The sequence below is a fragment of the Bdellovibrionales bacterium genome (genome assembly GCA_016716765.1).
Lineage (GTDB): Bacteria > Bdellovibrionota > Bdellovibrionia > Bdellovibrionales > UBA1609 > JADJVA01.
The window spans coordinates 124,695-150,149 of sequence record JADJVA010000009.1 but is presented as its reverse complement, the minus strand read 5'-3'; the positions used below and the strand labels follow the sequence as shown (position 1 = coordinate 150,149).

Below are 25,455 nucleotides of genomic sequence, written 5' to 3'. Positions count from 1 at the left end.
TTCGTTGTGAGCAAAAACTATTCCAACCCAACGCAACACGACAGAGCATGGCAGAACAGTCGGCACAAAGGGCTCCAAACTGCTATATAGCTCCGTGACCCGTCGATGGCTTTCTTTCGTATAAAGAAAAGGAGGAGGAAGGAGTGGTTCCGCCTACTGTGCCATGAACCTCAGATTTGTCAGTGAGAGGTGCACCGACCTCCGAGAGATTTCCTTCACTCTTCGCTACGGATACTTGGGACGTCCTTAGAGCATAGGCTCGCAATTCAGGAGTGCTATCCGATATGATGGACTCGTATCGCTTTTGCTGTTCCTGAGCAATCTTAAATGACTTATCACCCAAACCACTGCGAATCGATCTCATATAGGTCTCTCCGACGTCGGCACACTTGGATTGAAAGCCAACTTCAATTTTACTGCATTGCTCAGACATTGCCTCATTGAATTTGCGGTCACATTCCGCTTTCGTCTTTCCGATTGTCATATAGCAGCGATCATGAGCATTGCACAGATTCGCAAAATTAATCTTGATTGATCTTCCATCCACGTTCAAAGTTACTTCATCCAACATCCTGTTTAATGCCGACCCTATAACAGTTTCTCTCATAATATCCGGACCACAGCCATTCGAAGATGAAAAGAAGGGGTACTGACTTCTGCGAAAATCGCGAGGCCCGTAGAATTTGAACCAGGAATTGACAACTCTTGCAGAAATTTGATCTTGGGCGATCGCTCTTTGCTCGTTTACCGGCAGTGCCAAAAGAAACAAAATTACTGGAATGACAAGTCTCCAGGTTGTTAAACGGTTTTGCGGACCTTCTTTACCAAACTTGAATTTATCTGCTTCTTGTTCTTTCAAAGTAAGCGATTCATAACCTGTATTTTTCAGGCTCGAGAATCAGGTGATAAAATGATCTCAGCGAGGCGCTCGAAGTCTTCGAGGGATTTGGCCAGTGGTAGCTCACTGAGCAGTCGAACCATGGCCGCGTAGGGATTCACCCCATTGATTTTGGCTGTTACCGTGAAGCTGTACATGACACTGCTGGCCTCGGCCCCCGCGGGTGTGTCGGAAAACAGCCACGCATTCCTGCCGATGGCATACTTGCGGATCGCTCTCTCCGTAAAGCCATTGTCCGCCTCCAGACGCCCATCCTTGAGGTAGCCTGTCAGGTACTCATACTCATTCAAAAAGTAGCGGAGGGCCCCTCCGATCTTGCTTTTCTGGAACCTTTGGCTGATGCCTTTCAGCCCACTCCTTCATCTCTTTCCAAATGGGCTCAGCTATTTCCAGCCTCAGGCGGTACCGCTCCTCAGGCGGCATCTCGCCGATTTTTCTTCCAGATCATACAGTTTTTTAAGTAACCAAGTCCTGCCTCTCCAAGGCTTCGGCCGGACTTAGCCCCATCCACTGGGCGGATTCAAATTTCCTGCGGGAGTGCATCCCACATCCTATGCGGATCACGCCCTCTTGTTTTTCCAACACATCATAGGCATTCAATCCGTCACATTGCAGATATCCTGTAATTCCGTCCAGAAGCTGCCTGGCCGCTTCCTGGCTCCGGGATATGCGGTAATCAAACAGAACAATCTTCTTGTCCCCGTAGGGCGTACTCCTCACCCACATCCATGATTTGTCTTCGGCCTTCCTGCCATTCTCTTTGAGAACCTGCACTTGCGTCTCATCCACGGCCACATAAAAGAGGTTATCAGCCGGTCTGAAAGAACATTCCAGACGGCACGAGAGCCTGCGCCACTTGCACCACCCAGCGGGCCATCGTGCTGCGGGGAAGATCAACTCCCTGACGCTCCATGATCTCCTCAATCCGATACAGCGGAAGTCCATCGCAATATTTGGAGGTGATAATGGCGGCAAGCAACTCGGGAGTGGCAATCCCCTTAGGGATCACGCAAGGCACTGGCGGAGCGGTCTTCACATAGTCCCCGCTATCCACTCCATACTTGGCCCGCTCATAGCGGATCACACTGACTTTAGCTGGCTCATACTTGAGCTTCTCCGAGAACTCCCAGCCAATCACCTTGAGGGTTTGCCCCTCTTCAGAAAAACGCTCGTTTTCTGGAAGCTCGATCTTCACCACTTCCGCTCAAGGTTCTCGGGGATTGGACGACGATGACCCCGCTGCCTCTTATGCGAAGGAACCGTGACCTCGACCTGCGCCTCATCCTCTTCGGGTGTCCCTTTGGAGACTTCAAGTTCCACTTCGTTGTAGAGAACCCTCTGTTCGGGCGACACCCAAGACTCGACTTTCTACCAAACTGCGCTCGTTTGAGAGAACGGATCTGCTCATGCAACCAAGTGACCTCACTTTGCAGGAACTTGATCTTCTCTTCATCAAGACGAGCACGCGCTCTCAGGCCTTCATTCTCTGAGGACAACTCTTCTTGTTTTGAAAATAGCTCTCGCGGCTGCATGTGCGGGACTCTTCAACATTTTCTTCGAAAGATCAACAGACTCTTTCAAAATTTATTTCTGAAAAGGCTTCATTTTCCAAACATATAACCTTCCAGAGCCAGCTCAATTGCTCTGTGATATGTGGACTACTTCCTGCAAAGATTTCCTCGGCCATGGGAACTTTCCACATCCAATTGCTTTTGCCATAGACAGAACCCACTTCGATCAAAATACAGAATCTTGATCGTGTGCCGTCGTCGACCACAGAACACGAAAAGATTTTCCCGTTCAACTTTCCCATCTGGGCACTCTCCACAATCTGACTCAATCCCGGAATCCCACGGCGCAAATCGACAGGATCTCGATGCAGAAAACACCCTCAAATTGACTGGGAGATTTCACCTAGTACCTCCCTGCAGATAAAAGATCAGCTCAGCCACCCATTGTGCGTCAGGGAGCGAACGAACCGCTCTTGGTTTCTGAATTTCCACTGGCACAAAAGCAGAGCTCACCGGCTTTCGGCGTCCAACACTCCCTCTCTTGCTTCCCTTGGATAGTCGATACTTCCAGTTCTTGAACGTGGTGTTGTTCAGTCCTCTTGCCGACAGAACTCGGTCTCGGAGCCAGAGAAATTTTCTGCCTCCCTGATTTTAGTTTGCCAATATTCTTTGGTTTTTAATCTTTGATCAGAATTTTCCACTCAAGCCTCCTTGGTTGTTGAGCAATATATGTGGAAAGTTCAAATCACAAAATAGGGTTTATGGAGCGCTTACCTTTCAAATCCAACTCCTTCATTGATCGCTTGCTCTACCATTGAATAATTCAAATACGGTGCCAGCCAAACCCATCGGTTTGGTCGAATTGAAAAGGTATTTGGAGGATTGGACCTGCTCATTCGGCACTCCGATAAAAATCGGCAAATTTTGCCACCTACCTGTCTTAAATATCGACAATTGCTGTTGGCTATATGAAATTTACCTGTATGAAATTGCTATATCAAAATTCCGACATATACTTAGGCCGAGGGCTTCCTTTGAAGCCCTTCTGATTGGAGTGCTCGCCATATCCCAATTCCTAGTGTTATCAGGAATGATGCGTAAATGAGACTTGAGGCCGTTGATGAAAGGGCCCAAGTTTTGGCTACGTTTTTGATTGTAAATCCGTAGTAAACAAGAAAAACCAGAACCGCAGAAATTTCAATGCTCCTCTTCCTTCTGAAGACAAGATAAATGACAATCCAACTCAATAGTGCCATCCCAAAGCACTTCAAGTAAATGAAACCAATCCCATCGGCCTGATCACTCAGAAAATAACCCAAAACAAAACCTGGAAAGGAATAGATTTGATTCTTAAAAGGCTCTTGATTTTTTACTTTGTTGAGGTGGTCAACGCCATACAGCCGGGAGCAGGATTTCTGGCACAATTTGCACGGTCGACAGGCCTCCGGGCGGGATGACTCTAAGGAGAATTGCCCATATAGCATCTCTACTGGTCTTATTGGACACAGGCCGGAGCACCAGCCTCCAAATCCAGAAAACAAAACTCCGCTGCTAAAAGCCATAAGTGCCAATACCGGAATAATCCAGAGTACGATTTCTGCATTGTGATTAAATAAGAAGATACGCGCTGGAACGAGAAGATAGAGAAGAACCCACGAAAAGAATTGCAGAATGCCAACTTGATCGTAAGACAAATCAATATTTTTTGAGATTCTTATTCTACGTGGAATTGATTGCACGATCGCCAATGGACAGACATTAACCCACAAACTAGGAGCAAGAAAGAAAATGATTGGGGCAAGAGGAATAATCAAATTCCATAGTAAATCCAATCCGAGATCTGATGAATTCGAAAGGACAAAGACGAGAGTAACGAGAATAGCGACAGATAAAACCGAAGCGAGAAGCCAAAAACGAGAATAGGGCAGGCTCTTCATAGGTTGGATATTCATTAAAAATATCTGAACATAGGTGAATTTTCGTGACAAGATCGAATAAAATCGACGTTGTGCGGTATGGTTCGGCAAAACGATACCAAATCGCCAAATTGTAGCGGGGTAGTCAAATGAGCAAAGAAATCATATTGATAACAGGGGCGAACCGTGGAATTGGGAGAGCACTTGCTGAAAAGTTAGCTATCATGGGCTATCACGTCGTACTGACAGGAAGAAAATTGGATGTTCTGGAAAAGATTAAGAACACCATTGAGTCTCAGTCTGGGTCAGCCGACATTCTCCCTTTGGACGTTACGAGTAGGCAAGAGATTCAAAGAGCTCGTGATTTCATCTCCCAAAAGTTCAAAAGGCTTGATTGCCTTATCAACAATGCCGGCATACTGAACGAATCGCAAATGAACATTTTCAACCTTACTGAAGATAGCCTTTACAAAAGTCTCCAAACGAATTCTCTAGGCCCATTGATCCTCATGCAAGAATTTCTGCCCCTATTAAAGATCAGCAAGAATCCCCGAATCATCAACATCAGTTCAGGAATGGGAGCTATAAGCGAGATGGGATCTGAATATCCAGCCTATCGGATTTCAAAAGCTGTCCTGAACGTAATGACAATTCTTTTTCATCACGAAGCAATTCCCTTTGGAATTAGGGTAAATGCCGTGTGTCCAGGATGGGTAAGAACCGACATGGGCGGCCCCTCTGCGACCAGATCTCTTGATGAAGGAATCAAAGGGATTCTCTATCTCGTGGAATTGCCAAAAGATGGTCCGAGCGGAAAATCGTTTAGAGATGGGCAAGTTATTCCCTGGTAACTCGGTCTCTACTTGATGAAAGCCCAGCTACAACACAATTACCGTAAGCCTCTCGCTGAACAAGATACCATTCTTTGGGTCCCCGTTTACGCACAACAATAGTTTTGTTGCGCACGAGGCCCCCTCACTATCAGTGTTAGTACCGACCTATATGGCCTTACTAGTTTAGTTTCCTTTGATCCTCATACCGTAAAAGGAACGCCAAACAAAAAACAGGCCACAGACGAGGAAAGTCAAAGCTATCATTGTTGGGACCGTAGTCAAAGAACTCATAGAAACCTCAGTGGCTCCCGTTATTCCTTCAAGTCCTCCATGGCCACCCTTCATCTTGACAGCAATTTCAACAGCAAGAAGTCCAAAGAGTGTCGTAAACTTAATAATAGGATTTAAGGCCACACTTGCCGTGTCTTTAAATGGATCGCCCACAGTGTCCCCAACGACAGCCGCTGCATGCAGCTCTGTGCCCTTTTGCTTCAAGTCGACCTCAACCATTTTCTTAGCATTGTCCCATGCACCACCCGCATTAGCCATGAACATCGCCTGGAACAGACCGAATACAGCAATTGAAATCAGGTAACTTGCAAAGAAAGTTGGGTCAAAAAATGCAAAACTAAGAGTGAGAAAAAATATGACTCCAAAAATATTAACCATTCCCTTCTGGGCATATTGCGTACAAATTCTAACGACGTGCTTTGAGTCTGAAACAGACGCCTTTTTAACACTGCTATCAAGTTTAATGTTCTTTTTGATAAATTCCACAGCTCGATAGGCGCCAGTAACAACTGCTTGGGTGGAAGCTCCACAAAACCAATACACAACAGACCCACCGCTGATCAAACCAAGGAGAACCAAAGGATCAAGAAGATCCAGTTTGAGATTCAACATCAGTATAATAGAAAAGATCATGGTTGTGGCACCGATGACAGCAGTTCCAATCAATACAGGCTTGGCTGTGGCCTTGAACGTATTCCCTGCTGAATCATTTTCTTCAAGGTACAATTTGCCCTGCTCAAAGTCAGGTACGAATCCAAAATCCTTCTCGATCTCTTTGGATATTCCAGGAATCTGTTCGATTTGAGAAAGTTCAAATACAGATTGAGCGTTGTCAGTCACAGGACCGTAAGAGTCCACCGCAATTGTCACAGGACCCATCCCCAACATACCAAAGGCCACCAAACCAAAGGCAAATACTGCCGGATGAATCATGAACTGAGAAAGCCCCATCGTACTTGTCAGATAGGCCACAAACATCAAAGCAACAATGACAAGACCTTTCCAAAAAGCTGAAAAATTACCCGCCACAATGCCGCTCAGTACGTTAAGGCTCGCTCCGCCCTCTTTTGAAGCCTCAACGACTTCCGCAACATGCTTAGACTTAGAGGAAGTAAATATCTTCGTTACCTCGGGGATCACCGCCGCGGCAAGAGTTCCGCAACTGATGATCGTAGAAAGCTTCCACCAGAGTTCATCGGCAAGCTGGCCCAACATCAAGTAGCTCACTCCATAAGTAACTCCAATTGAAAGGAGCGACGTCACCCATACAAGCGCCGTTAGGGGGGCTTCAAAATCAAAATGCTTAGATTGATAGTATTTGGCTTTAGAGATGGCCATGGTAACCCAATAGGAGCCTATTGATGTGAGAATCATGAGAACCCGCATCGCGAAAATCCACACAATAAATTTAGCTTGCAATGTCTGTCCATCACCCATCAGAACGCGCGCGCCTTCAGGACTCATTTGCATTCCGACGGCGAGAATAATAAACGAAATAAGAGCTACGCCAGTAACACCGTATGTCTCAAAACCGTCCGCTGTTGGACCTACTGAATCCCCTGCGTTGTCGCCCACGCAATCAGCTATCACACCAGGATTTCTTGCATCATCCTCCTTGATCTTGAATACGATCTTCATCAGATCTGACCCGATATCTGCAATTTTTGTGAAAATTCCTCCGCAAACCCGCAAAGCCGAGGCACCAAGAGACTCACCGATCGCGAATCCAATAAAGCAGGAACCCGCGGCCTCTGGTGAAACCAAAAGTAAAATCAAGATCATGAGAATCAGCTCAACACAAATCAAAACCACCCCGATCGACATACCTGCACGAAGGGGGATATCCATCACAGGATAGGGTTTGCCAGCCAAAGAAGAAAAACTGGTCCGGCTGTTTGCGTAGGTGTTGAGTCGAATTCCAAACCAAGCTACAAAAAGAGAACCGAGAATCCCCAAGACCGACCAAAGAAGTATGAGAGCCACCCGCTCAAATCCAACTTCCATCAAAAAACCGAAGTAACCGATAATACATACTCCAATGCAGGCTTCAAGAACTACAAGTAGCTTTCCCTGCTCAAACAAATAAGTTTTACAGGTCTCATAAATTAAATTTGAAACTTCAAGCATTGACCTATGAACAGGCAAGTTTCTAATACGGAAGAACTCCCTAAGACCAAAAATAATACCAAAAACCGCAACCAAAATACCGAACACCAAAATCTGTGTTCCCCCGAGGTTTCCCATTAAGGGAAAATGAACGTCTAAATTCGGCAAAATCAAATCGGCCTCTGAACCAAATGCACGACCTGTTGAGCCCAAAGCAAAGACCGCAACAGCAAACAGAAATAGGGGTTTCCATGTTAACTTCATATCGTCCTCTTATGTCGGTTAGAACATTCTTTTATTTGGAGTTGCTGTTCTTAGCTTCACAGCGGTCGGCTTGTCAAAAATTTCCTGAATAATTTCCTGGAGTAATGCCAAGTAACGCAACGTATAACCTGAAAGGAGGAGTTCCTCCCAATTGGTCATAGAGGCTATTGACCCCTGTGGCGCCAACTCCTAAATCGAGATCCGAGCTCGTGGACATCATCCAGGACCGCAATCATAGATGGAAAGCTCACCAAGACCAAAACAGATCCCAACAAGAGCCCCCAGCCTAGGGCCAATGCGATCGGTTTCACAAAATCATCGGTGCCACCAATTCCGTAGGCCGTAGGTAACACTCCAGCCACCGTCGTCACAGTTGTCAAAAATATAGGTCGCAATCGCATTTTTGAGGCCAAAATGATGCTCTCTAATTTCTCCTTCCCTTCAGCTCTCAAGATATTGACGAAATCCATTAACACGATCGCATTATTTACAATAACTCCCGCAAGAGCCACAATTCCTAAAAGACCCATGAATGAGAGTGGCTTGTTGTGAATAAAGAAAGCATAGATCACAGACATCACTCCGATAGGAATTGTCAGTCCAACCAATAGAGGCTGACTCAGTCTTTGAAATGTCAGAACCAATATAATGAATATTCCAATAATTGCCAATCCAAAGGTTCTGAAGAGAGATTTCATGCTCTCTTCAGTGTCCGCGTTCTCGCCGCCGATAGAAACACCAAGGCCAGGAAACATTTTCTTATAATCAGAAATTTTGCTCTTTACTATTTCAGCCACCTTCGTGGCATCGGTCACCTCGGAGTCGACTTCCCCTAGCACTTTGACTTCTCGCTGATTTTTTTCATGCACGTATGCCGCTATGCCTTGCCCTTCCTTGAATTGAGCCACTCGCCCTAAAGGGATTAAACCTCCTCTCGCATTTGAAACCAACAGTCTAGACATCATCGAGGGATCATTGGCATCCTTGTCCGGCAACGAAACTCTGATGTCTATTTCTTCATCGAGTTTCTTGATGGAAGTCGAGACAATTCCTTCGTAAGCGGCCCTAACTGACATACCTACACCCGCGACCGTCAAACCAGCCGCTGCCGCCTCCGACGGTATGACATTGATCAGAATTTCCTTGTTTCCAGGTTGATAATTAAGCTCAAGATCTGTGACCCCCTTCACTCTTGAGAGATCGGTCTTTATAAGTTCTGCGAGTCTAAGGATTTCAGAATACTCCAATCCACTCACACCAACACTCACTGCCTTACCTACGGGCGGTCCCGGCGTCACCTTTTCAAAACCTAGCTTAATTCCTTTTATATCTTTCGTTTCTATTCTGAGATCTTCAACGATATCACTGGCTGATCTCTGTCGTGAGCCAGTTGGAGTCAAATAAACTACAAGCATCCCAAAATGTGATCCATATTTTGTGTTCGGATCACCTGGATCCTTCATTTGCAAACCGATTTGAGCTGTAAAATTCTCAACCTCATTAGAAGGTAACTCTCTCAATTTGCTTTCGACTGGCTTTATCAGTTCAGATGTCTTTTTTAATTCAGTTCCAAGAGGAGCCTCTGCTGTTATGAAAAAAATCTCAATGCCCTCAGACGGAAAAAGCACAAATTTTAACTTCGAGGCGGTAAATAGGCTGATCAAAAACAAGATTGCTACACCAGCCAAAACTCGATACCTAAATCGAATACATACGGTGACTATTTGAGCGTAGACAGGCGCCACCTTTGTGCTCCAGTGACGATCCATTTTTTCATATATTTTCTCGAAAATATTTTTGCGCTTTTTATCTTGTGGTCGATAGGCCCATCGGGCAAAGTGGTTTGGCAGAATGAAATAGGCCTGAAGGAGACTAATTAAAAGCGCGACAATCACTCCAACTGGTATGAATTTGACAAATTTTCCAAAAATTCCTGACATAAACACAAGTGGCATAAAGGCAAGGACCGTTGTCATCACAGAGCCAAACACGGCGCCAACCACTTGTTGGGCGCCTTTGATCGCCGCTTCTTCCGGTGAATATCCTTCTTCCAGAAGTCTCATTGAGTTTTCAGTGACGACAACGGCGTCATCAACCAACATGCCAACGACAATAATTAAACCAAGCATTGATAGAAGATTTAGACTGTAGCCCATTTGATAAAATACAATCATCGTACCAAGAAATGAAAAGGGTATTCCAACGGCAACTAAGATTGCAATGGAGGGTGGAAGTAAAAGAGAGAGAATAAGCAAAACCAAAACCAACCCAATCAAGAGATTCCCCGAAAGAGTATTGAGGCGCATTTTAATCCAGACAGATTCATCATCCAGCAGCCTGAAGTTCAATGTTCCTTTATACTTCAACTCAAGTTCACTCACCTTTTCTTTTATGGCTTCTACGAGGTGGATGCTGTCTGCGTTTGATTTTTTCAGAACTGTCAAATTGATCGCATCTTTGCCATTTGTTCGAAAAAATCTATCGTTGGTCTTCAATTTAAAACCAACCTGAGCGAGATCCTTAATCCGAATGGGATGAGCCAAATCATTTGCCCTAACCACAGTTCTTTCAACACTCTCTACTGTATCGTAGTCACCGACCGTCCGAATCAGAATTTCCTCTCCCATGGAGTTCACGATACTGCCAGCCGGGACTGAGACGTTTTGACTCTTTAACGCCCCAATTACTTCCTCAAAGGAGATTCGGTATTCAGACAATTTTCGCAAATCCGTCTCGACGTGAATCTCGAGATCCTGCATCCCAGTAGGCGTCACTTTTGCCACGTCCGGTAAACTCTCCAAATCCCGCTCGATTTCTCGGGCATACTTTCTCAAATCGATGGGCGTAAGAGGCCCCGTAAGGGATACTTGAATAATCGGATAGGATCCCCCGTCAAGAGAACTCACAACAGGACGCTCAGACTGAGAGGGCAAATCTTTAAAACGATCGATCACGTCTTGAATATCGGCCTTTGCTTCCATATCTGTTGTTTGGTCGGGATCGAGCTGTAAAATAATGTTACTCGTACTCGCCATTGACACCGAATTGATTTTCTTAATCCCCTCTACTTCTTTTAATTCCATTTCAAGCGGATTTGTAATGAGTCTTTCGACTTCATCTGGAGAAGCTCCAGGGAAGATTGTGCTAACCATAACAATATCAAATTTTATATTCGGGAAAGGCCTCACGTCTCATCAAAAGGAGACAGGCAACACCAACAACAATAACAAACACAATAATGAGGTCACTGAACATTTTTTGCTTTACAAAGAATTCAATGAGTCTATTCATCAGCTCTACCCTGCCTACTGTAAATTGTCAGAATCACTTTGATTCTGATATCTTTGGCGCCCACACACTTGGCGCCCCTAAGCGATGGCCAGTTTAACCGTATCCGTTCACTGACCGTGAATGGAATCTGATATTTTTTTAAGTAAAATCCGCCGATTGACACTTTCAAAGGCGGTAACCAATGACTTCAGATTTTCTGCAAGAATTCTGGGCCCTTTATTAAGTTTCCCCGATCTAAGTGAGGCACCGAGTGTTTTACGACTTTCTGATTTGACGATTGATTCTGTGATTCAATCAGTCCGTCCTCACATTTAGGGCTGTGGATTTTGGGGCCTTGAGTAGGACCGGTGGAGCTCTTTTTCCAATAGATCATCGATAGCACGGAAACTCGAAGTTAATCATCTCTCGAGCCTTGATTGATAGTGGTGGGACAAAGTGCCACCACGCGCGATTTTGGAAAGCAATCGAAGTTCAACAAAAGACCCTCAGGAGAAAAAGCCTGCTCGGGAACCGGCAGGCCATGGCCACGACATTACCCATGAGGTCAGAATTAAAGGAAGGACCCTTGTCGACTGTCAAAAAGGGGGTACAACGGAATCCAGGCATTATGTGCGCGTGACGGCAACCGCCACTTTCAGGAGCGTCACAGACCCGAAACTCGTGTAACCGTGCAAAATATTTGAGGCTGAGTTTATCGGAAAAGGGGGGAAAATTCGACGCACAAGCCAAAGCCATGATAGCCATTCTTCACTATAAGTCCTCTCTGCCATTTTACCGTCTTGAAAAGTTACAAGAAAAGCTCGGGCTCCCTGTGGCTCGATCAACACTCTGGACTCAGACGGAAAACCGGCCAACCGATGATTCTGGTTTGGAAGGTCATGGTCAAGGCTTCGGAGGGAGCGTTGTTCTATATTGATGACACCAAGGCCAGGTTCTCTCCCTCATGGGGAGACCGGACCCAAATACCAAAACAGAACCGGCACACCGGCATTCTTTTCTGAAACTCCAGGGGAAAATCATTCTATATTTTACCGGAAGGAATACAGTGGAGGAATTTGGAAGAGCTCCTGACTCGGCGGCAAAGTCAGGGTCCCATTGCCATCATGTCAGATGCTCTGAATATGAATAATATCAAAGACCGAGCCCAGGAGATATTGAAATACCTGTGTCTCACCCACGGTCGGAGGCAATTTAAGGATATCGAGCAGGACTTTAAAGAAAGCGAATTTGTGCTGGGCCTTATTTCCAGGTCTATGCAAACGAACGGCACTGTAAGATGTGATTTATCCCCCGAGCGCCTCCAATACCACCAGAAAAGTGCCCAGCCGATGGGGAACTCAAAACCTGGTTGACAAGTTTTCCCAACAAACTCGCTGGCCCAATTCAAAACTAGGAGCCGGCGTCAAATACATGCAGAAGCATTGGAAGGGGCTCACCGCATTTCTCCGCACCCAGGGCCCCATCGACAACAATATCCTCGAGCAACAGCTCCTACCCCTTCTAAACCGAAAAACTTCCTCTTCTTTAAAAGTGAATACGGGGCCTTCGTGGGCGACATTCTTCTCTCAGTTATAAAAACTTGTGACATCAGTGAGGCCAACGCTTTTGACTATATGGTGTCCATTCAAAAAAACTTTGAACTGGTCAGGTCCAACCCTGATAACTGGATGCCATGGAACTACACACAAAATTTCGAAGTAGTCATTCACGGTCAATGAACGGATACGTTTAACCGTCCAGCCTATGTGTGTTTTTCATTCTATGGAATCTCACTCAATTCAAAATTACCATATTTTCGGATGACTTCATTTAAATGAGACTCAATCATTCCGTTCAACTTGAGGATCTGCCAAGCCGTTTGATTAAGAGCCACAGATGTCTGATTCAAGATGAGATCTGAATTTGACTTATCATCGCCAGCCAAAATCACATTAAAAGTGTTTGTCAATCCTATCTGAAATCGTCTCTCCTCGAGCAATACTCTTTCTGACAGGATTAAGTTTGCCTTTTCTAGATCAGATTTGCTTTCGAGCAGAACTTTCAATTTTAAACAGCTATTCACCCAGCTCGTCCGATGATTTGATTGAGCCATGTCATACATCGCTTGATCGTATATCTGCTGGGTTGCACGCCTTTGAATCTGCGCTTTTTCAAGGCTCCATTCCAAAGGTAGCTCCAGTTTTAGCCCGATCTTCCATGTGGGATTGCTTCCGTTAATTGAGCTCTCCGCCCTCTCTGATGCAGTACCCAGTGCACCAGAGCCGCCAATTTCGCCTTCCAAATCTAACTGAGGTGAATAAGCGTTTTGTGCTGCTCTGTGAAGTGCTTCGCTCGCCTGAAGTTTATTCTTCCAACTCTGGACCTCAATAGACCTCTCAAGAGATGAAGCCTCTATCGTCTTGTCGGCACATAGCAGTAAGGCCGATTCATATGGTTTATCAAAGGACAAGGGGATTTCTTCGGCCGCAATCTCAATCCATTTTTCGTCTAGCTTCAAGCTGACAGCGAGTTCGCGCCAAGTCTGTTGCAGCTCATTGGCAGCCTGTTGAAAATTTGCTTTTGTTTGCAGCAAAGCACTTTCAACTTGGAGGAAATCGGGACGCTCGGCCGTCCCGCGGCTCAGTTTTGCTCGAGTGACCTCGAGCAGCCTTTTTCTACTTTCAAAATTCGTTTTTGAACTCAAAAGCCTTGAACGCGCAAGGAGCGCACCGTAATACATGTTTACTAGACCTAGGGCCCAATTCTCGACTGAGCTTTTCATCATACTGAGGCTAGCCTGGGACGTAAACACGCCTGATTCTAAATTCCGCCGAGTCAAATACCCAAAAGAATCCCTCCATAGGGACTGTTTGAAAGTAAATTTTGCCAATGAACCATTCGGATTCTGGAAGGTATTCTGACTCTGAAGTGAGGACTGAGAGTCTCCCCATTCTAGACCCAGCTTTGTTCCCGTTGCAAAGAGCTTAGAAACTCCGAGGGAATAAGTTCTTGAAGATTTTGGTTCAAAAATGGAGGCTTCATCGTTGTCATTCTTGTAGTAGCTGGTCGTAACAAATGCATGAGTATCAAGTCCCGCTCGAGATTCAAGAGCACTGGCCTCGATGGATTCCTTTTGTGCTTGAATGGACTTGAAACTATCTGAACTAGCCAAAGACTTGGCCAGTACAAAGTCGAGGCTCAGATGGCCTTCAGGAAGTCTTTGAAAGATCTGCTTTGTCTTACTTGATTCCTCCGAAAAAGAGGAAATAGTCACGAATTCTAAAAGAAAAATAGCAACAACAGGAATGATAATTGAATTAAGAATTCTGACTAAAATATTCACAAATATAAATGCTGCCAGCTACAATTCATTTCGTAAAGAAATATGAGTTTGTTCTGATCGTATATAATACTCTTCTTATATCCTGCGATATAAAAGAACATCTTGGACAAGCCCATTCTGAAAGACACAGGTTCCTGACAAATCTATCTCTCCCAATCCCTGATCAACTCCGAAGTTGGGTGAATAGACACAGGCCTCCCCGTTTTCGCATAGACCATCCTCATCTCCAACGCGGTCGCCAAAAATCTCAATGGCGTTTACTAAAAACTGATTGTAGCACTGTTCTCCTGACTCGCAGATTCCATTGTCGTTTCCGCCAGCCGCCAAATTGTCTTCGAAAACGTTGATATATGGATAATAGTCCCGCTGTTGGGAATCCGAAATAGCCCTGTTTCCATGCACAGGAGATGGACAGGTCTTTCACTGAATAAAAGCTTGGTTTTCGAGGGAGGAATTCCCCGCTCCGGATGTATTTTTTAAAACACTATCTGCCGTCTTAAGCGAAAAATCCCAAATAACACAGTTAGGGCTGCTCCCATGGTGTTAGTCCAGTCCCAAATAGCTGGTAGACTCTGACCTACCAATTTGGCTCCCTTGTAGACGGACACAGAATTGGTTTTCCAAGCTGAGGCGCTGATCAGATTCTTCAAACCATGGCTAGATTTCAAGGCCTTGGTAAAGAAAGTAGCAACTCCTAATTTTACCTTATATTCTCAGTCAAACGCTCCTAGCAATTCAGCAAGATTGAGATCCAAACAACTGCTATGACCCGTGACTGTTACCTTGCGTTTCTCGCCTCCATGAATACAAGTGTAGGGACCAGTCTCGCTCCCGTCGCACATGTGACATCTAACTGAGAATACTCGTCTAGACGAGGTCCAGCGTCTTTGACATAGGTATTTCAGTCCTTGTTGGCTAGATAGACGGGGCCAACAGTTAAAAGGGGTACAAACTCAATCGAGTTTCGAAGCATGACTGAGGGATTAATACCGAATACTCGTATGGTCTTTGTACCTGGTACATAAGTAGTGATAACGCATAAAGACCTTCCATTGATGTCTGAATCGGAGTACGGACCCAAGCACTGTGACTCCATCTCCACTTTCAATTTCCAGGTTTAGATGAGATCCGACAATAGATGATCCATTTGAGTTTTTGAGCAGAACAGTGACCTCTACCTGGAATGTGTTGTCGGCAATGGCCGAGCCTGAAAATGAAATGGTCGAATTAAGAAGATCATTTTCTAGAGGAAGTCCGATAACTCCCCTGATTGTGGTGTCAATGCTACAAGAGAAGGAAGAAATCAAGGCGAGCACAAGATAGGGCACAAAGATTTGATGTGTTCTATCAGGCAGCATGGGTGAACCTTATCCAGCTAGAAAATGTCACTTTTTTCAGAACTGCTCCATTCTACCAGGAAAACAATGCGATGCGACGGGTCCTGATCGGGCTTCGGACTTGCGCAATTGATTTCTCAGTATTGGAATTTGTCGCGCGGTTTTGAGATTCGCCAAAGTTAGGTACGATGTATTAATCAACGCTTTTGTTCGAGCTCAGAGCAAAGGCGGATTGTTCACCTTCAGCCAATCTCAATAGCCGGGCTATAGTATTTATTGCTGACGCCATTAGACTTAAGAAGAGTAAAGAGAAAATTTTCCTTTACCCAAGCGCAATACTATTTCACGATAATGTCAAATAGGGCCTTTATTCGAAATAGCAGGCCAATTACGAAAGCCACCCAATGGAGGTAGGTTTATGATTTCCACGCAAGAACTATCGGATTCGTTAAGTGTGACTCCTCAGCGAATTAGCGCTTTAAGCAAGGCCCTCAATATTCTTGATGAAGAATCAAGTCTCAAGGGGAGAACAAGAATGTACACGCGAGCGGCTGTACGAAAGCTCTTCAGCCACCGCGGCATTAGCTATTCGAACAAGAAGACAATCGCGATTAGCAACAATAAGGGTGGAGTAGGCAAGACCTCGATCGCCACTTCCATGGCCCGGAGAATGGTAGACCTCGGTTTTGAGGTACTTGTGGTTGATTTGGACCCACAAGCAAACAGTACCATGTTTTTTCTCAATGACGAAAGTCTTCAAAAGAAGATCAGGTACGTGCTCCACGATGTTATCACTGGAAAGTGCAGTATCGAAGATGCTGTTGTTGATGTTGATGACGGCTTAAGGTGCTGCCATCTAGTCTCCTCAACTCACGTCTTGAAACTGAGCTGAGTGGCTTTCAGAAAAATCCTGCAACCTACGTTGGAAATCTCATTAAGGATCAGAATTCCAATTTTGTTATTTTTGACATGTCGCCTAGTTTTTCACAGATCAATTTTCTTGGAAGTTTGGCAGCAGATCTCATTATTATTCCCACTCTTTTGACCAGATTTAGTATCGAAGGAGTCCAGATGACTCTTGAATCTTTGCGAGAATGGTTGATGGAATATGAATTCTACCAGCCAGAGGTGAGAATTCTCATCAACCAACTGGACAATCGCCTGTCGTCTCAGCTCGGCTGGGTCGTATCCTTAAAGGAATCCCTTGGAACCTTAGAAAGTAACACGAAAGCAGAGCTCTTTTCCACGGTAATTCGAGCAGACAATACGATAAATCGTGTTCAGTCTGGACAGTCTGACCTGTCTCCAACCTCGAATTTCTATAAAGACATAGCTCAACTCGTAGACGAGATCATTGGTCTTTCCAAACTTCCAGCTGATGTAAGTCAGTAAGCCTAAGGCAGACGGGACATGGCTAAGCTTGACGATCTCCTAGAAAAGGCATCGAAGGGACCAAAGGTGCCCTCGGTGCGCACTGGAAAAAGAGGCTATGGAATAAAGGAGACCATGGCCTCTTTGAAAGCTAGCGAAGAGAAAAGAGATTCTAGTAAAGAGACTTCTGCAAATCTTGAGGATGATGCGAAGCCTTTGATAGTCACTGATCCTAAGATTGAATTCAATCTTGATATCGATTTAAACGATCGAGGATTGTCGGCAGACCACGCTGGATTACCCCTAGCCAGTGACATGGTAGTTTTCAATTCTGAGGCTTCTGATGTGCCTCTGAAAAAGCGAACACAAATAGCGAACACAAATAGCGACGATAGCGAACACAAATTCGCTGAGAATGCAGACCTAAATGGCAATCACCTTGGTTTTTCAAAGTCGATTCTCACTCCAAAAGACCCTTCGCAGGAGATCATACGAACACAGAAAGCGAACACAAATAACGAACACAAATCGGACACATCTAAAGAGCAGACCTACCTAGATCTTCTGAGAAAAGCGAACACGAATAGCGAACACATTCCACTAGAAAAGCGAACACGAATAGCGAACACGGTTTTTGATAATAGTAATAATTCAAGTAATTTAGACTCTGACAGTAGGTCGGAAACGGAACAGAACGCAGAGCTTAACCGAACACAAATAGCGAACACAAGTAGAGATGTAGTTGCTTTAAATCAAAACGATAGCGAACACAAAAAAACATTAAAGCGAACACAATCTTTATCAGAGAAACACAAACGGCAGCCTCAATACTCTAAAAATTACTCAGAATTTGAAATTTTAGATGCTGGCAAGAGCTTGACAAATGCGAACACAGATAGCGAACACAAAGCGAACACAAAGCGAACACAACATGAGTCGAACACAGATAGCGAACACAACGCGAACACAAAGCGAACACTACACTGGACACAAAACCCGAACACACCGTCTAGCCACATTTTTCGAACTGAACACTCCGTGCAAAATCTTTCAGGCAATCGCTTAAAGATCTTTGAAAGCATTCTTGAGCTCTGTTTGCAATCAAGAAGCCGCACGATTTCAACAACTCATGAATACCTCGCAAAGGCTTCAAATATTAGGCTTGGGTCGGTAAAAACAACGACACAACGGATGAAACTAGACGGCTTTTTAACAAAAAGACCGCTTGGATTAGGAAGGGGATGTCTCATCGAATTTGGCGTTCCAGATCAGCATTTTGACGGCTATCTCGCCATACAAATGACCTCTAAAGCGAACACAAAAACCCCTCAAAGCGAACACAAAGCGAACACGTTACCGGACACAACGCCCTCTAGTAGTAGTAGTGTAAATTTAATCAAAAAAGCTACTACTACTAACAACACAACATCAGAAACCAACCCGTCATTTTCATCAACACCAATAGATCTCCCCATTGATTGGTCGGATATTCAGATACCTCCTTCCTTGCAGGACATTGGATTTGGGAGAACACAAATTCGCCAGCTTTTCCATACGGGTACCCTTTTAGCGACGGAAGTTCAGGATTCCTTGGAAGCTTTTGCCTACGATCTTGATGCAGGTCAGGTGAAAAGCCGCGGGTCCAAGTTAGGCTTTCTCATGGGCATTTTGAGACGTTCTGGAGCCTACGTTTCGGAAGCCTATATGAGCGAGCTTAAGATGCAGGTAGAGGCAAACGAACTTCGCAGGCGCGAAACCCTAGATCTTCGTCGGAAAACAGCAGAGACAGCCTTGGTGGCAGCCGCCACCGAGATATTTCAAAAATTGACAGACGACGAGAAACGGCACTTGGTGCCAGAGAGCCATCTTGCAAAGCTAGGCAGTGTCTCATATCAAAAACTAGTCTTGGCAAGAATTATTGAAAACGAACGATCGCGTAATAATAACGATACACTATGAATTCTGTCTTATCAGAGCTGGCTCTTTTGATCAGCGATGACGTGCATTTTTTTATTGTTTCGGGAATTAAAAGAACTTAAAAGTAAGGCGCTTCATTATGCAACCGGCAGATATTTCCGGAGAAGGTGGGAGACGATATGCAACTTATGGACTTCTTGTCTCAGATGGATCGGACTTCTGTAAATCTTGAATGCGCGAAAAATCAACTTGAGCAAGCCAGACTTAAGTTTGAACAGGCGAAAGTTGAGTTTGATGAGACACTGATGTTGGCTGATAAGTTCAATCTTTCTAAGGCTAAGCTGAAAAAACTGACCGATGATAGAATTCAATCTCTCAAGGAGAATATGGGAGGACTCATCGGAGTGGACCAAGCGGCAGAATCCTCAAAGTCGCCCCAAGTAAAACGGAAGAAGCCCGGCGTTAAGAAAATACCAGTCAAGAAGGCATCCGAGTCGGAGGGTGGAATCGACACAGACAGTCAGGGCAGCGTTCTTTTTGAAGCTAATGAGGCCGAATCGATAGACGAAATTTCCATCAAACAATCAGAGATTTCTGAAGGTTCTAATTTGAATCACTAGCGCTGAGCCTAATGTTTTTAGAACAATAACACGGATCATCATTCATTTTTGACGCAGTATTTCTTTTCGTAGGCCTTTAGGTTTAGTTCGGAAAAGCGAGAGTGTTGGCCCCTTGTTTTTGTACAAGTTAGTAAACCCTTCTTAACCAATCGATGAACGGTCATTCGGCTGACGCCAAGTCGTTTCGCCACCTCAGAGGCCGTCATGTATTGCAATCTCCTCGCATCAACCGACATTTTCTGTTTAGACGGGGAGGGTGCACTTTTCCCAGCGGACTGATGTTCAAGAAGTCTTTTTTGAGCCTTAAGCCAAACATTTGCGAGCGCAGTGGCGATTTTAAGAACATATTCGGGGTTTAGTTTGCCTTGGAGGGGAGCGTTTTCAACGAGACTAATACCCAAATCAGGCACAGAAAGAACAATAAAATCAAGATGTTGCTTTATGACAACAGGATAATGAAGGGGGGACAATCTAGGCTTCACAAATCGAATCGTAACAAACGTAACATCAAAGTACCATCTGAAACTCGAATTTTAGCGCATAAAATCATGTATGATTATTAGGCTTTTCTTACCTTTCTCTATTCGTCAGGTGTGCTAGGATTTTAATATGGCAAATCACCTTGGTATTCCCTCAAAAAGCCCCCTGATTTCACCAAACTCTCCAACTAACTCGCGAGCCGAGAATAAGGCCCTTGATTTGCCAGCTAGTAAAAATATCTCCCTCAACTGCAAAACCGTTTTCTCAAAACTCTCAAGCCAGGAGCAGGGCCTACTTTTCTCCTGGCTCTATCAAAAAGCCCCCAACACTCGTCGATATTACCAGCGTATTTGGACCGAATTTCTGTCCCTCTTTGAGGCCACTGTAAATTCCTTCCACGATATACAAATAGGCCACAGTGACTACCTGTTGCAAAACAATGAATATCAAACGGGCGGCGGCGTGTGCCTGAACGGAATTGCCTGGGCTCTTTAAACAAGAGACTTTTAAGATTAACAATTCCTATGGGAGCCATTCTCAGTGGCTCAAGTGGGCCTTCCGCTCCGCGCTTTTGGCCGTCGCATCTCGGAGTCGCCGTTTATATCCGTCTCATCCATAAAATTTACCGTTGAGCCCCGGTCGCCTGTCGTCTTCTTTCGTGGAGTTGCACGAGTGCCTTAGTTCACGGTCCCACTTTTTTAAAAAGTCATAAGCTCCAGCACCTCCAGTTTGAAAAACACTCCCATTTAGTTTACCATGAAAATGGCGGGGCAATTTCAGTGAAAACGTTTCGATTTGAATCGAAATATGGTCGTCTATTGAAATTTCAACAGGTAGTCGCTATTGTGGTCGTTTTCATTACCGGTTGCGAATTGATTTTGCATTTATTTGTCACTCTGTAACTAGAACTTTTACCTTGTTTGTCATCTCAAGCTGAAAAAAATCATAGCAGATATCAATTCTGGAGGAGCTCCCTTCGTCGTTAAAGCCAATAATATTGAGATCTGCCAGATCAAACTGATCTTGAGACCAGCAATTTCCCAATTTGATCTCGTGACTTCCAACCGAATATCCAGCCTAAGTAAAAATCGCATGTTGGCGGGTCAAATGATAGTCCAAGCTCATTTTTTCAGGCTAGACATTGAAGTGCACATAGACGGCCTGAACTGCAATTATTGCCACTACGATTGGCCCGTTTGCTTTGTCTGATCCCTAGATGGGGTCAGCATTCTTAATTTTGCAGGTGGCGTTGGTGAGACTCTTGACGAAGTGAGGTGGCATCGAGGGAGCAATTATGGGATTAATAGAGACATTCGCCCTAAACTCATCTTCGCCCAATTGAGTGCTCCCAAAGTCAAGTCTTTGATCAGGATCTGCCATTTTCACTGTAAGAAAGGTTTCTCCTGAATTAGCATTGCCCCTTCTCCTTGTTTGTCTTTCTTTCCAGACAAGCGAATATCCAGATTCGCCCACAGAGACTTGGACTTTTCTCGGGCTGGCCTTAAAACCACTTCCGATGTGTTCTCCGTTGGCGGCAAGACTAATCCAGTAGAATTTTTCACCATATAAGGAAGTCATCTCGCTAATGCGAATATTTAATTGGGTATTTTCAGCCTGAGGATCTGAGTCTCTCTGAGTGTCCTGATATTCAGAAGAGATACCGCCGGTGTTGGAGTTTTGTTTTAGAGCACAATCCAGGTTCAAACCGAATTGGGTTTCACCTGTAGATCGAAGTATCAACGCTATAACAATTGCAGGGGTTATTGCCATTTATCACCTCGCTATCGGGTTAGAAGTCAAACGAGGGCTGAATCAGCAATATCCATGCCTCATGGTTTTAATTGGCGAAGCAATTTTCGCCAAAAAATGAGTTTGTGTTGTTTTGATAAAGATGGAGAGATCTCCATCTTCCATATTTCCCTTCGCCTCGTACCTAATCTTTATTCGATTCTCAGTATCTTTCTCACATTGGATCTCGTTCCCCAGATGAAACCTCCGATAAGCCAGGAGGGGACATAAATCGGAGGCACTTAATTTGTTTTGCTGTGATTTAAGAGTATTGTCATGCTTGAGTATTGCCATTGCGGCAATGGCTTTTGGCTGTACTAAAAAATCGAACTCGGGCAGCACCGTTAGAATTCAATTTCCGGCGGCAAAATCAAATGCTGAGAAGATCAACGCATCAATGATTAGTGCAACTGGAGCGAGAAAAGCTGGCCAAGGCGTTTCTTCTCAGAACAGTGAAACTTGGGCGCTGAGTGATCCTCAGTCACTGGCCGATATCAACTGCTACATGGTGACAGTAGGTGGTCCAGATCCTGGATTGATGCGACACAATTGTACCACTTCAGGTCCGAGTATTCAGTTTGGTCCCTCAATTGCGTTCGTGCCAGCAGGTGGCACTGCTGAACTGATTGTTCCCAGCGGTGCAGCCCGAGTCATTACTGTGCTGGGATTGCGATCGATAAATGCTGAGTGCAAAAAGGTTCCTGAAGGGGTTCCCCCCGACTATGACAATCTCTCGCGTCCCGTGCGCTTAGCCAGCAAAGTGATCGATTTGAAACCCGGTGATGTGAGCCTTGATCTCACTGCCAATATGTCAGCCGATTTTGTCACCAGTTGCACACGGTTTGGAGCTTCGTCGCCGATCGGGGGACCACTGACCGTCACACCGATATCGCCCTCTGGGACTTCTGATTTTGTGACAGTCGATAAATCACTCAGTTTATCCGCCAATGCTTCAGGTGGTTCGGGGACCTTTGCCTATTCTTGGACCTTGAACAATTCCGCCAATGCCGCTCTCACGGCTTCGGGTGCTACGGCAACTTTTAATTCAAATTCATCCTTTTTGGGGTCCAATATGCTCAAAGTGAGCGTCACCGATGGCACGACCACGGTTTCACACTCTTGGAATATCACGGTCAATGGATTTAGCTCGGCATGTAACAAACTAAAGGGCGGCGAGGTTTGCACGGTGGTGGGTCAGCCGGACGTCGGAAACGGTGCGATCCTTCCGCTTGAGGCGAGTCGTTTAAGGATAGAACCGTGGGCATTAGCTGAGGATTCCGGTTACGGATATTTTGTCAGTGATACGGGCAATCGTCTCATATGGTTTTACAATACCAGCTCTTCTGCGGTCACAAAATTGGGAACCGCGATAGCTCCTGGTCAGATGAAGGTTCTGGTGGGTACGGGTGGAGTGAGTAATGCCACCTCGGGGACAGCAGCCAATATGCCTATCAACATTGTCAATAGCATGGCTTGGGATTCGACCACTCAGACTCTTTACTACACAACCACCACTCAGAATGCTGTGTTTTCCGTGACCAGCGCTGGAACTGTCAGCATTGTCTTGGGACCATCTGGAGGTCACACGGATGGCACTTCAGGCACCACCCAAGCTTGCAATGGCCCCTATGGCTTGGCTATTTATGGGAACAATTTGTATGTGGGCTGTTCCACTATTTATCGAATTAAGCGTGTCGATTTATCCAATGGACTGGCCTATACCGTGGTGGGTACTGGTGCAGCTGGAAATACCAATGGGCCCGCTGGCAGTGCGACGATTCAAAAGCCGATGGATATTGCCTTTGATAACTCGGGCAATATGTATTGGGTCGAGTACAATACTGGCGTTTGTGCTTTAAGAGTTTTAAATACCACGGGAGGCTCCATTAGCTTTTTTGGAGGGGCAAGCACAGTGTTTTCAAGCAACGTCGGTACCATTGCGGGAATGGCTGGCGGCTGCACCTCAGGCAATCCCTCTGAAATGACTGCTCTGGCAAATCAATTTCCGATGCCGGCTTTTCTAACGATTGACGATCCTTCCATCGTGAGGGGCTTTTTTATCAGCTATTCAACCGGTGCGCGAATTACTTATCTAAATAACTCCCCATCGCCCCTTGTCTGGGGTGGGCAAAGTATTAGCGGTTATATGGGAGGTCCAATTTGGGGAACAGGGACCTTGGGGGTCCCGAGCTTTGGGGGACCAGCTCTTGCCTCTGAATTGTACTATCCAAAAGACATGATTTTAGAGGGTAATCGATTGTTGGTCGCTGACAATCAAAATGGTTACATTGAGGAACTCAACTTCACTAGCAATCTTATCAATGGAGTTGTTGGAACTGGATTGGGCCGAGGTGGCAAAATAAATTCGACAGCTCACGCGGCGGCGAGCTCTCTGTTGAGTTTTCCGAAACAATTGAGTTACGACGCATTGACCAATAGCCTGTTGATTGGGGATATGCCCAGTTCGACAGAAGTTCGTCGCTTGGATTTAGGGACTGGATATTTAGAAACCTATATTGGTGGGGGGGGATCTGCTGATTCAATCGATGATCTTGACCCCTTATCTAATTTGATTGCTGCCAATAAACTTCAGGACTTCACGGTCAGCGCCAGTACCCTTGTCTATGCGACGGCCACATCGAGCACCTGCCGAATTAGAGCCTACAATCGAACTGGGGGACTCGCTTCTTTGTTCAATGTTAATGTGAATCCTTTTAAGATAAGTCGGGTGGCGGGGACCTCAACTTGTGGAACTTATGTGAATTACAATCCCGCTATTTCAGAAATTGTGGATCCCAAAACGATTGAGTTTGAAAGTGGTGGGGGACTTTTGGTGGGACTAAATGCGGCTTATTGTATCGCAAAAATTGATCCCTTCGGTGTGATAGCTGATTTTGCTGGCACCTGTGGCACCACTGGAGATATCGATAGCCCTCTTTTGTCAGCTCGATTCGGGGTACCAACTAAAATCATTGCTGATCCCCTCGTGGCGGGTGGCTACTATTTGCTCGATTCAGCCAACAGAAAAATTAAATATATCAATGATACGGGATCATCCGTCAATGTCATGGGAGTGACAGTCCCAGCCAACTATTTGAAAAGCCTTTATCAGGATGCGGCACTGAGCTCGAATACTTTGTATGGTCTTACGGCGAATGCTGAGCAAATTTGCTACAGCTCATTTAGCACTTCTTCCAACCTTTCTTTTGTAAAATGTAGAGATAGATTGTCAGGATCTGCTTCCTTAGTGATGGGCTCAAGCGGTGGGGGATTAGCGCGCACAACTCTCGACCTTTCCCAAGAGGGAGTTGTCGCCACTTCGGCCAGTATCTCCTATCCGACCAGTCTTGCCTTTGATAGCGAAGGCAATTTATTTATATCTGACTCTGACAATAACAGTGTGCGCAAGGTGAAGCGCTGGTATTAAATAACCGCAAGTTGCAGGTTGATGAGGGCCTATCTGGGTTATCAACTACTTTTTGTCAGCTAGGCGATTTCAACCAGTTCATG

Annotated in this window: 24 protein-coding genes; 9 read left to right on the top strand and 15 right to left on the bottom strand. The window is 45.2% G+C overall.

Annotation, left to right across the window (positions count from 1 at the left end; all coding sequences use genetic code 11):
• Positions 1 to 82: 82 nt before the first annotated feature.
• From IPL83_07115 to IPL83_07085, 7 genes are all read right to left on the bottom strand, one after another.
• Positions 83 to 859, bottom strand: coding sequence for a hypothetical protein (locus IPL83_07115; GenBank protein ID MBK9038915.1), 777 nt, complete (start codon positions 857 to 859; stop codon positions 83 to 85).
• A 26-nt stretch (positions 860 to 885) separates the two neighbouring features.
• Complete coding sequence (locus tag IPL83_07110; protein MBK9038914.1) at positions 886 to 1,248, bottom strand: transposase; 363 nt, start codon at positions 1,246 to 1,248, stop codon at positions 886 to 888.
• 106 nt (positions 1,249 to 1,354) lie between these two features.
• Complete coding sequence (locus tag IPL83_07105) at positions 1,355 to 1,672, bottom strand: transposase (GenBank protein ID MBK9038913.1); 318 nt, start codon at positions 1,670 to 1,672, stop codon at positions 1,355 to 1,357.
• A 34-nt stretch (positions 1,673 to 1,706) separates the two neighbouring features.
• Entirely contained in the window at positions 1,707 to 2,096 is a 390-nt protein-coding gene (locus IPL83_07100) for a transposase (protein ID MBK9038912.1), read from the bottom strand.
• Positions 2,090 to 2,251: a hypothetical protein gene (locus IPL83_07095; protein MBK9038911.1), complete on the bottom strand. Its 162-nt coding sequence runs from the start codon at positions 2,249 to 2,251 to the stop codon at positions 2,090 to 2,092. The genes IPL83_07100 and IPL83_07095 overlap by 7 nt, the downstream gene beginning before the upstream one ends.
• Before the next feature lie 305 nt (positions 2,252 to 2,556).
• Positions 2,557 to 2,682, bottom strand: coding sequence for an IS66 family insertion sequence element accessory protein TnpB (locus tag IPL83_07090; GenBank protein MBK9038910.1), 126 nt, complete (start codon positions 2,680 to 2,682; stop codon positions 2,557 to 2,559).
• 743 nt (positions 2,683 to 3,425) lie between these two features.
• Positions 3,426 to 4,346: a hypothetical protein gene (locus IPL83_07085; GenBank protein MBK9038909.1), complete on the bottom strand. Its 921-nt coding sequence runs from the start codon at positions 4,344 to 4,346 to the stop codon at positions 3,426 to 3,428.
• Between the two features lie 128 nt (positions 4,347 to 4,474).
• Between IPL83_07085 and IPL83_07080 the strand changes: the two genes are divergently transcribed.
• Positions 4,475 to 5,176, top strand: a complete 702-nt coding sequence (locus tag IPL83_07080) for an SDR family NAD(P)-dependent oxidoreductase (GenBank protein MBK9038908.1) — start codon at positions 4,475 to 4,477, stop codon at positions 5,174 to 5,176.
• Between the two features lie 165 nt (positions 5,177 to 5,341).
• Here the strand turns inward: IPL83_07080 and IPL83_07075 are convergent, their stop codons facing one another.
• Both IPL83_07075 and IPL83_07070 read right to left on the bottom strand, forming a co-directional pair.
• The gene (locus IPL83_07075) at positions 5,342 to 7,819 is read right to left on the bottom strand and encodes a sodium-translocating pyrophosphatase (protein MBK9038907.1); all 2,478 of its coding nucleotides are present in this window, start codon (positions 7,817 to 7,819) and stop codon (positions 5,342 to 5,344) included.
• Positions 7,820 to 7,983: 164 nt separating this feature from the next.
• The gene (locus tag IPL83_07070) at positions 7,984 to 10,971 is read right to left on the bottom strand and encodes an efflux RND transporter permease subunit (GenBank protein MBK9038906.1); all 2,988 of its coding nucleotides are present in this window, start codon (positions 10,969 to 10,971) and stop codon (positions 7,984 to 7,986) included.
• Between the two features lie 1,194 nt (positions 10,972 to 12,165).
• Between IPL83_07070 and IPL83_07065 the strand changes: the two genes are divergently transcribed.
• The gene (locus IPL83_07065) at positions 12,166 to 12,462 is read left to right on the top strand and encodes a hypothetical protein (GenBank protein ID MBK9038905.1); all 297 of its coding nucleotides are present in this window, start codon (positions 12,166 to 12,168) and stop codon (positions 12,460 to 12,462) included.
• On the top strand, positions 12,389 to 12,685 hold the full coding sequence (locus tag IPL83_07060; GenBank protein ID MBK9038904.1) for a transposase: 297 nt from the start codon (positions 12,389 to 12,391) through the stop codon (positions 12,683 to 12,685). Before IPL83_07065 ends, IPL83_07060 begins: the two co-directional genes overlap by 74 nt.
• Before the next feature lie 184 nt (positions 12,686 to 12,869).
• On the opposite strand, the gene IPL83_07055 is transcribed toward IPL83_07060, so the two are convergent.
• The 3 genes from IPL83_07055 to IPL83_07045 form a co-directional block, all read right to left on the bottom strand.
• A complete protein-coding gene (locus IPL83_07055; GenBank protein ID MBK9038903.1) occupies positions 12,870 to 14,432 on the bottom strand; it encodes a TolC family protein in 1,563 nt (520 codons plus the stop codon).
• A 75-nt stretch (positions 14,433 to 14,507) separates the two neighbouring features.
• Positions 14,508 to 14,834 (bottom strand): hypothetical protein, encoded by a 327-nt coding sequence (locus tag IPL83_07050; GenBank protein MBK9038902.1) that lies wholly within the window; start codon positions 14,832 to 14,834, stop codon positions 14,508 to 14,510.
• 581 nt (positions 14,835 to 15,415) lie between these two features.
• Positions 15,416 to 15,790 (bottom strand): hypothetical protein, encoded by a 375-nt coding sequence (locus tag IPL83_07045; GenBank protein MBK9038901.1) that lies wholly within the window; start codon positions 15,788 to 15,790, stop codon positions 15,416 to 15,418.
• 397 nt (positions 15,791 to 16,187) lie between these two features.
• Here IPL83_07045 and IPL83_07040 point away from each other — a divergent pair, with 397 nt between their 5' ends.
• From IPL83_07040 to IPL83_07025, 4 genes are all read left to right on the top strand, one after another.
• Positions 16,188 to 16,661, top strand: coding sequence for an AAA family ATPase (locus IPL83_07040; protein ID MBK9038900.1), 474 nt, complete (start codon positions 16,188 to 16,190; stop codon positions 16,659 to 16,661).
• The gene (locus IPL83_07035; protein ID MBK9038899.1) at positions 16,616 to 17,161 is read left to right on the top strand and encodes a ParA family protein; all 546 of its coding nucleotides are present in this window, start codon (positions 16,616 to 16,618) and stop codon (positions 17,159 to 17,161) included. Before IPL83_07040 ends, IPL83_07035 begins: the two co-directional genes overlap by 46 nt.
• Positions 17,162 to 17,179: 18 nt before the next feature.
• Entirely contained in the window at positions 17,180 to 19,099 is a 1,920-nt protein-coding gene (locus tag IPL83_07030; protein ID MBK9038898.1) for a hypothetical protein, read from the top strand.
• Positions 19,100 to 19,236: 137 nt separating this feature from the next.
• Positions 19,237 to 19,677: a hypothetical protein gene (locus IPL83_07025; GenBank protein ID MBK9038897.1), complete on the top strand. Its 441-nt coding sequence runs from the start codon at positions 19,237 to 19,239 to the stop codon at positions 19,675 to 19,677.
• A gap of 38 nt (positions 19,678 to 19,715) precedes the next feature.
• Here IPL83_07025 and IPL83_07020 read toward each other — a convergent pair whose 3' ends face one another.
• Entirely contained in the window at positions 19,716 to 20,159 is a 444-nt protein-coding gene (locus tag IPL83_07020) for an excisionase family DNA-binding protein (GenBank protein ID MBK9038896.1), read from the bottom strand.
• Positions 20,160 to 20,286: 127 nt separating this feature from the next.
• Between IPL83_07020 and IPL83_07015 the strand changes: the two genes are divergently transcribed.
• Complete coding sequence (locus IPL83_07015) at positions 20,287 to 20,652, top strand: hypothetical protein (GenBank protein ID MBK9038895.1); 366 nt, start codon at positions 20,287 to 20,289, stop codon at positions 20,650 to 20,652.
• Between the two features lie 396 nt (positions 20,653 to 21,048).
• Here IPL83_07015 and IPL83_07010 read toward each other — a convergent pair whose 3' ends face one another.
• Both IPL83_07010 and IPL83_07005 read right to left on the bottom strand, forming a co-directional pair.
• Positions 21,049 to 21,201 carry a hypothetical protein gene (locus IPL83_07010; GenBank protein MBK9038894.1) on the bottom strand — a complete coding sequence of 51 codons (153 nt, stop codon included), beginning with the start codon at positions 21,199 to 21,201 and terminating at the stop codon, positions 21,049 to 21,051.
• A 168-nt stretch (positions 21,202 to 21,369) separates the two neighbouring features.
• On the bottom strand, positions 21,370 to 21,927 hold the full coding sequence (locus tag IPL83_07005) for a hypothetical protein (protein ID MBK9038893.1): 558 nt from the start codon (positions 21,925 to 21,927) through the stop codon (positions 21,370 to 21,372).
• 298 nt (positions 21,928 to 22,225) lie between these two features.
• Here IPL83_07005 and IPL83_07000 point away from each other — a divergent pair, with 298 nt between their 5' ends.
• Positions 22,226 to 25,372: a hypothetical protein gene (locus IPL83_07000; protein MBK9038892.1), complete on the top strand. Its 3,147-nt coding sequence runs from the start codon at positions 22,226 to 22,228 to the stop codon at positions 25,370 to 25,372.
• The last annotated feature ends 83 nt before the right edge of the window (positions 25,373 to 25,455 follow it).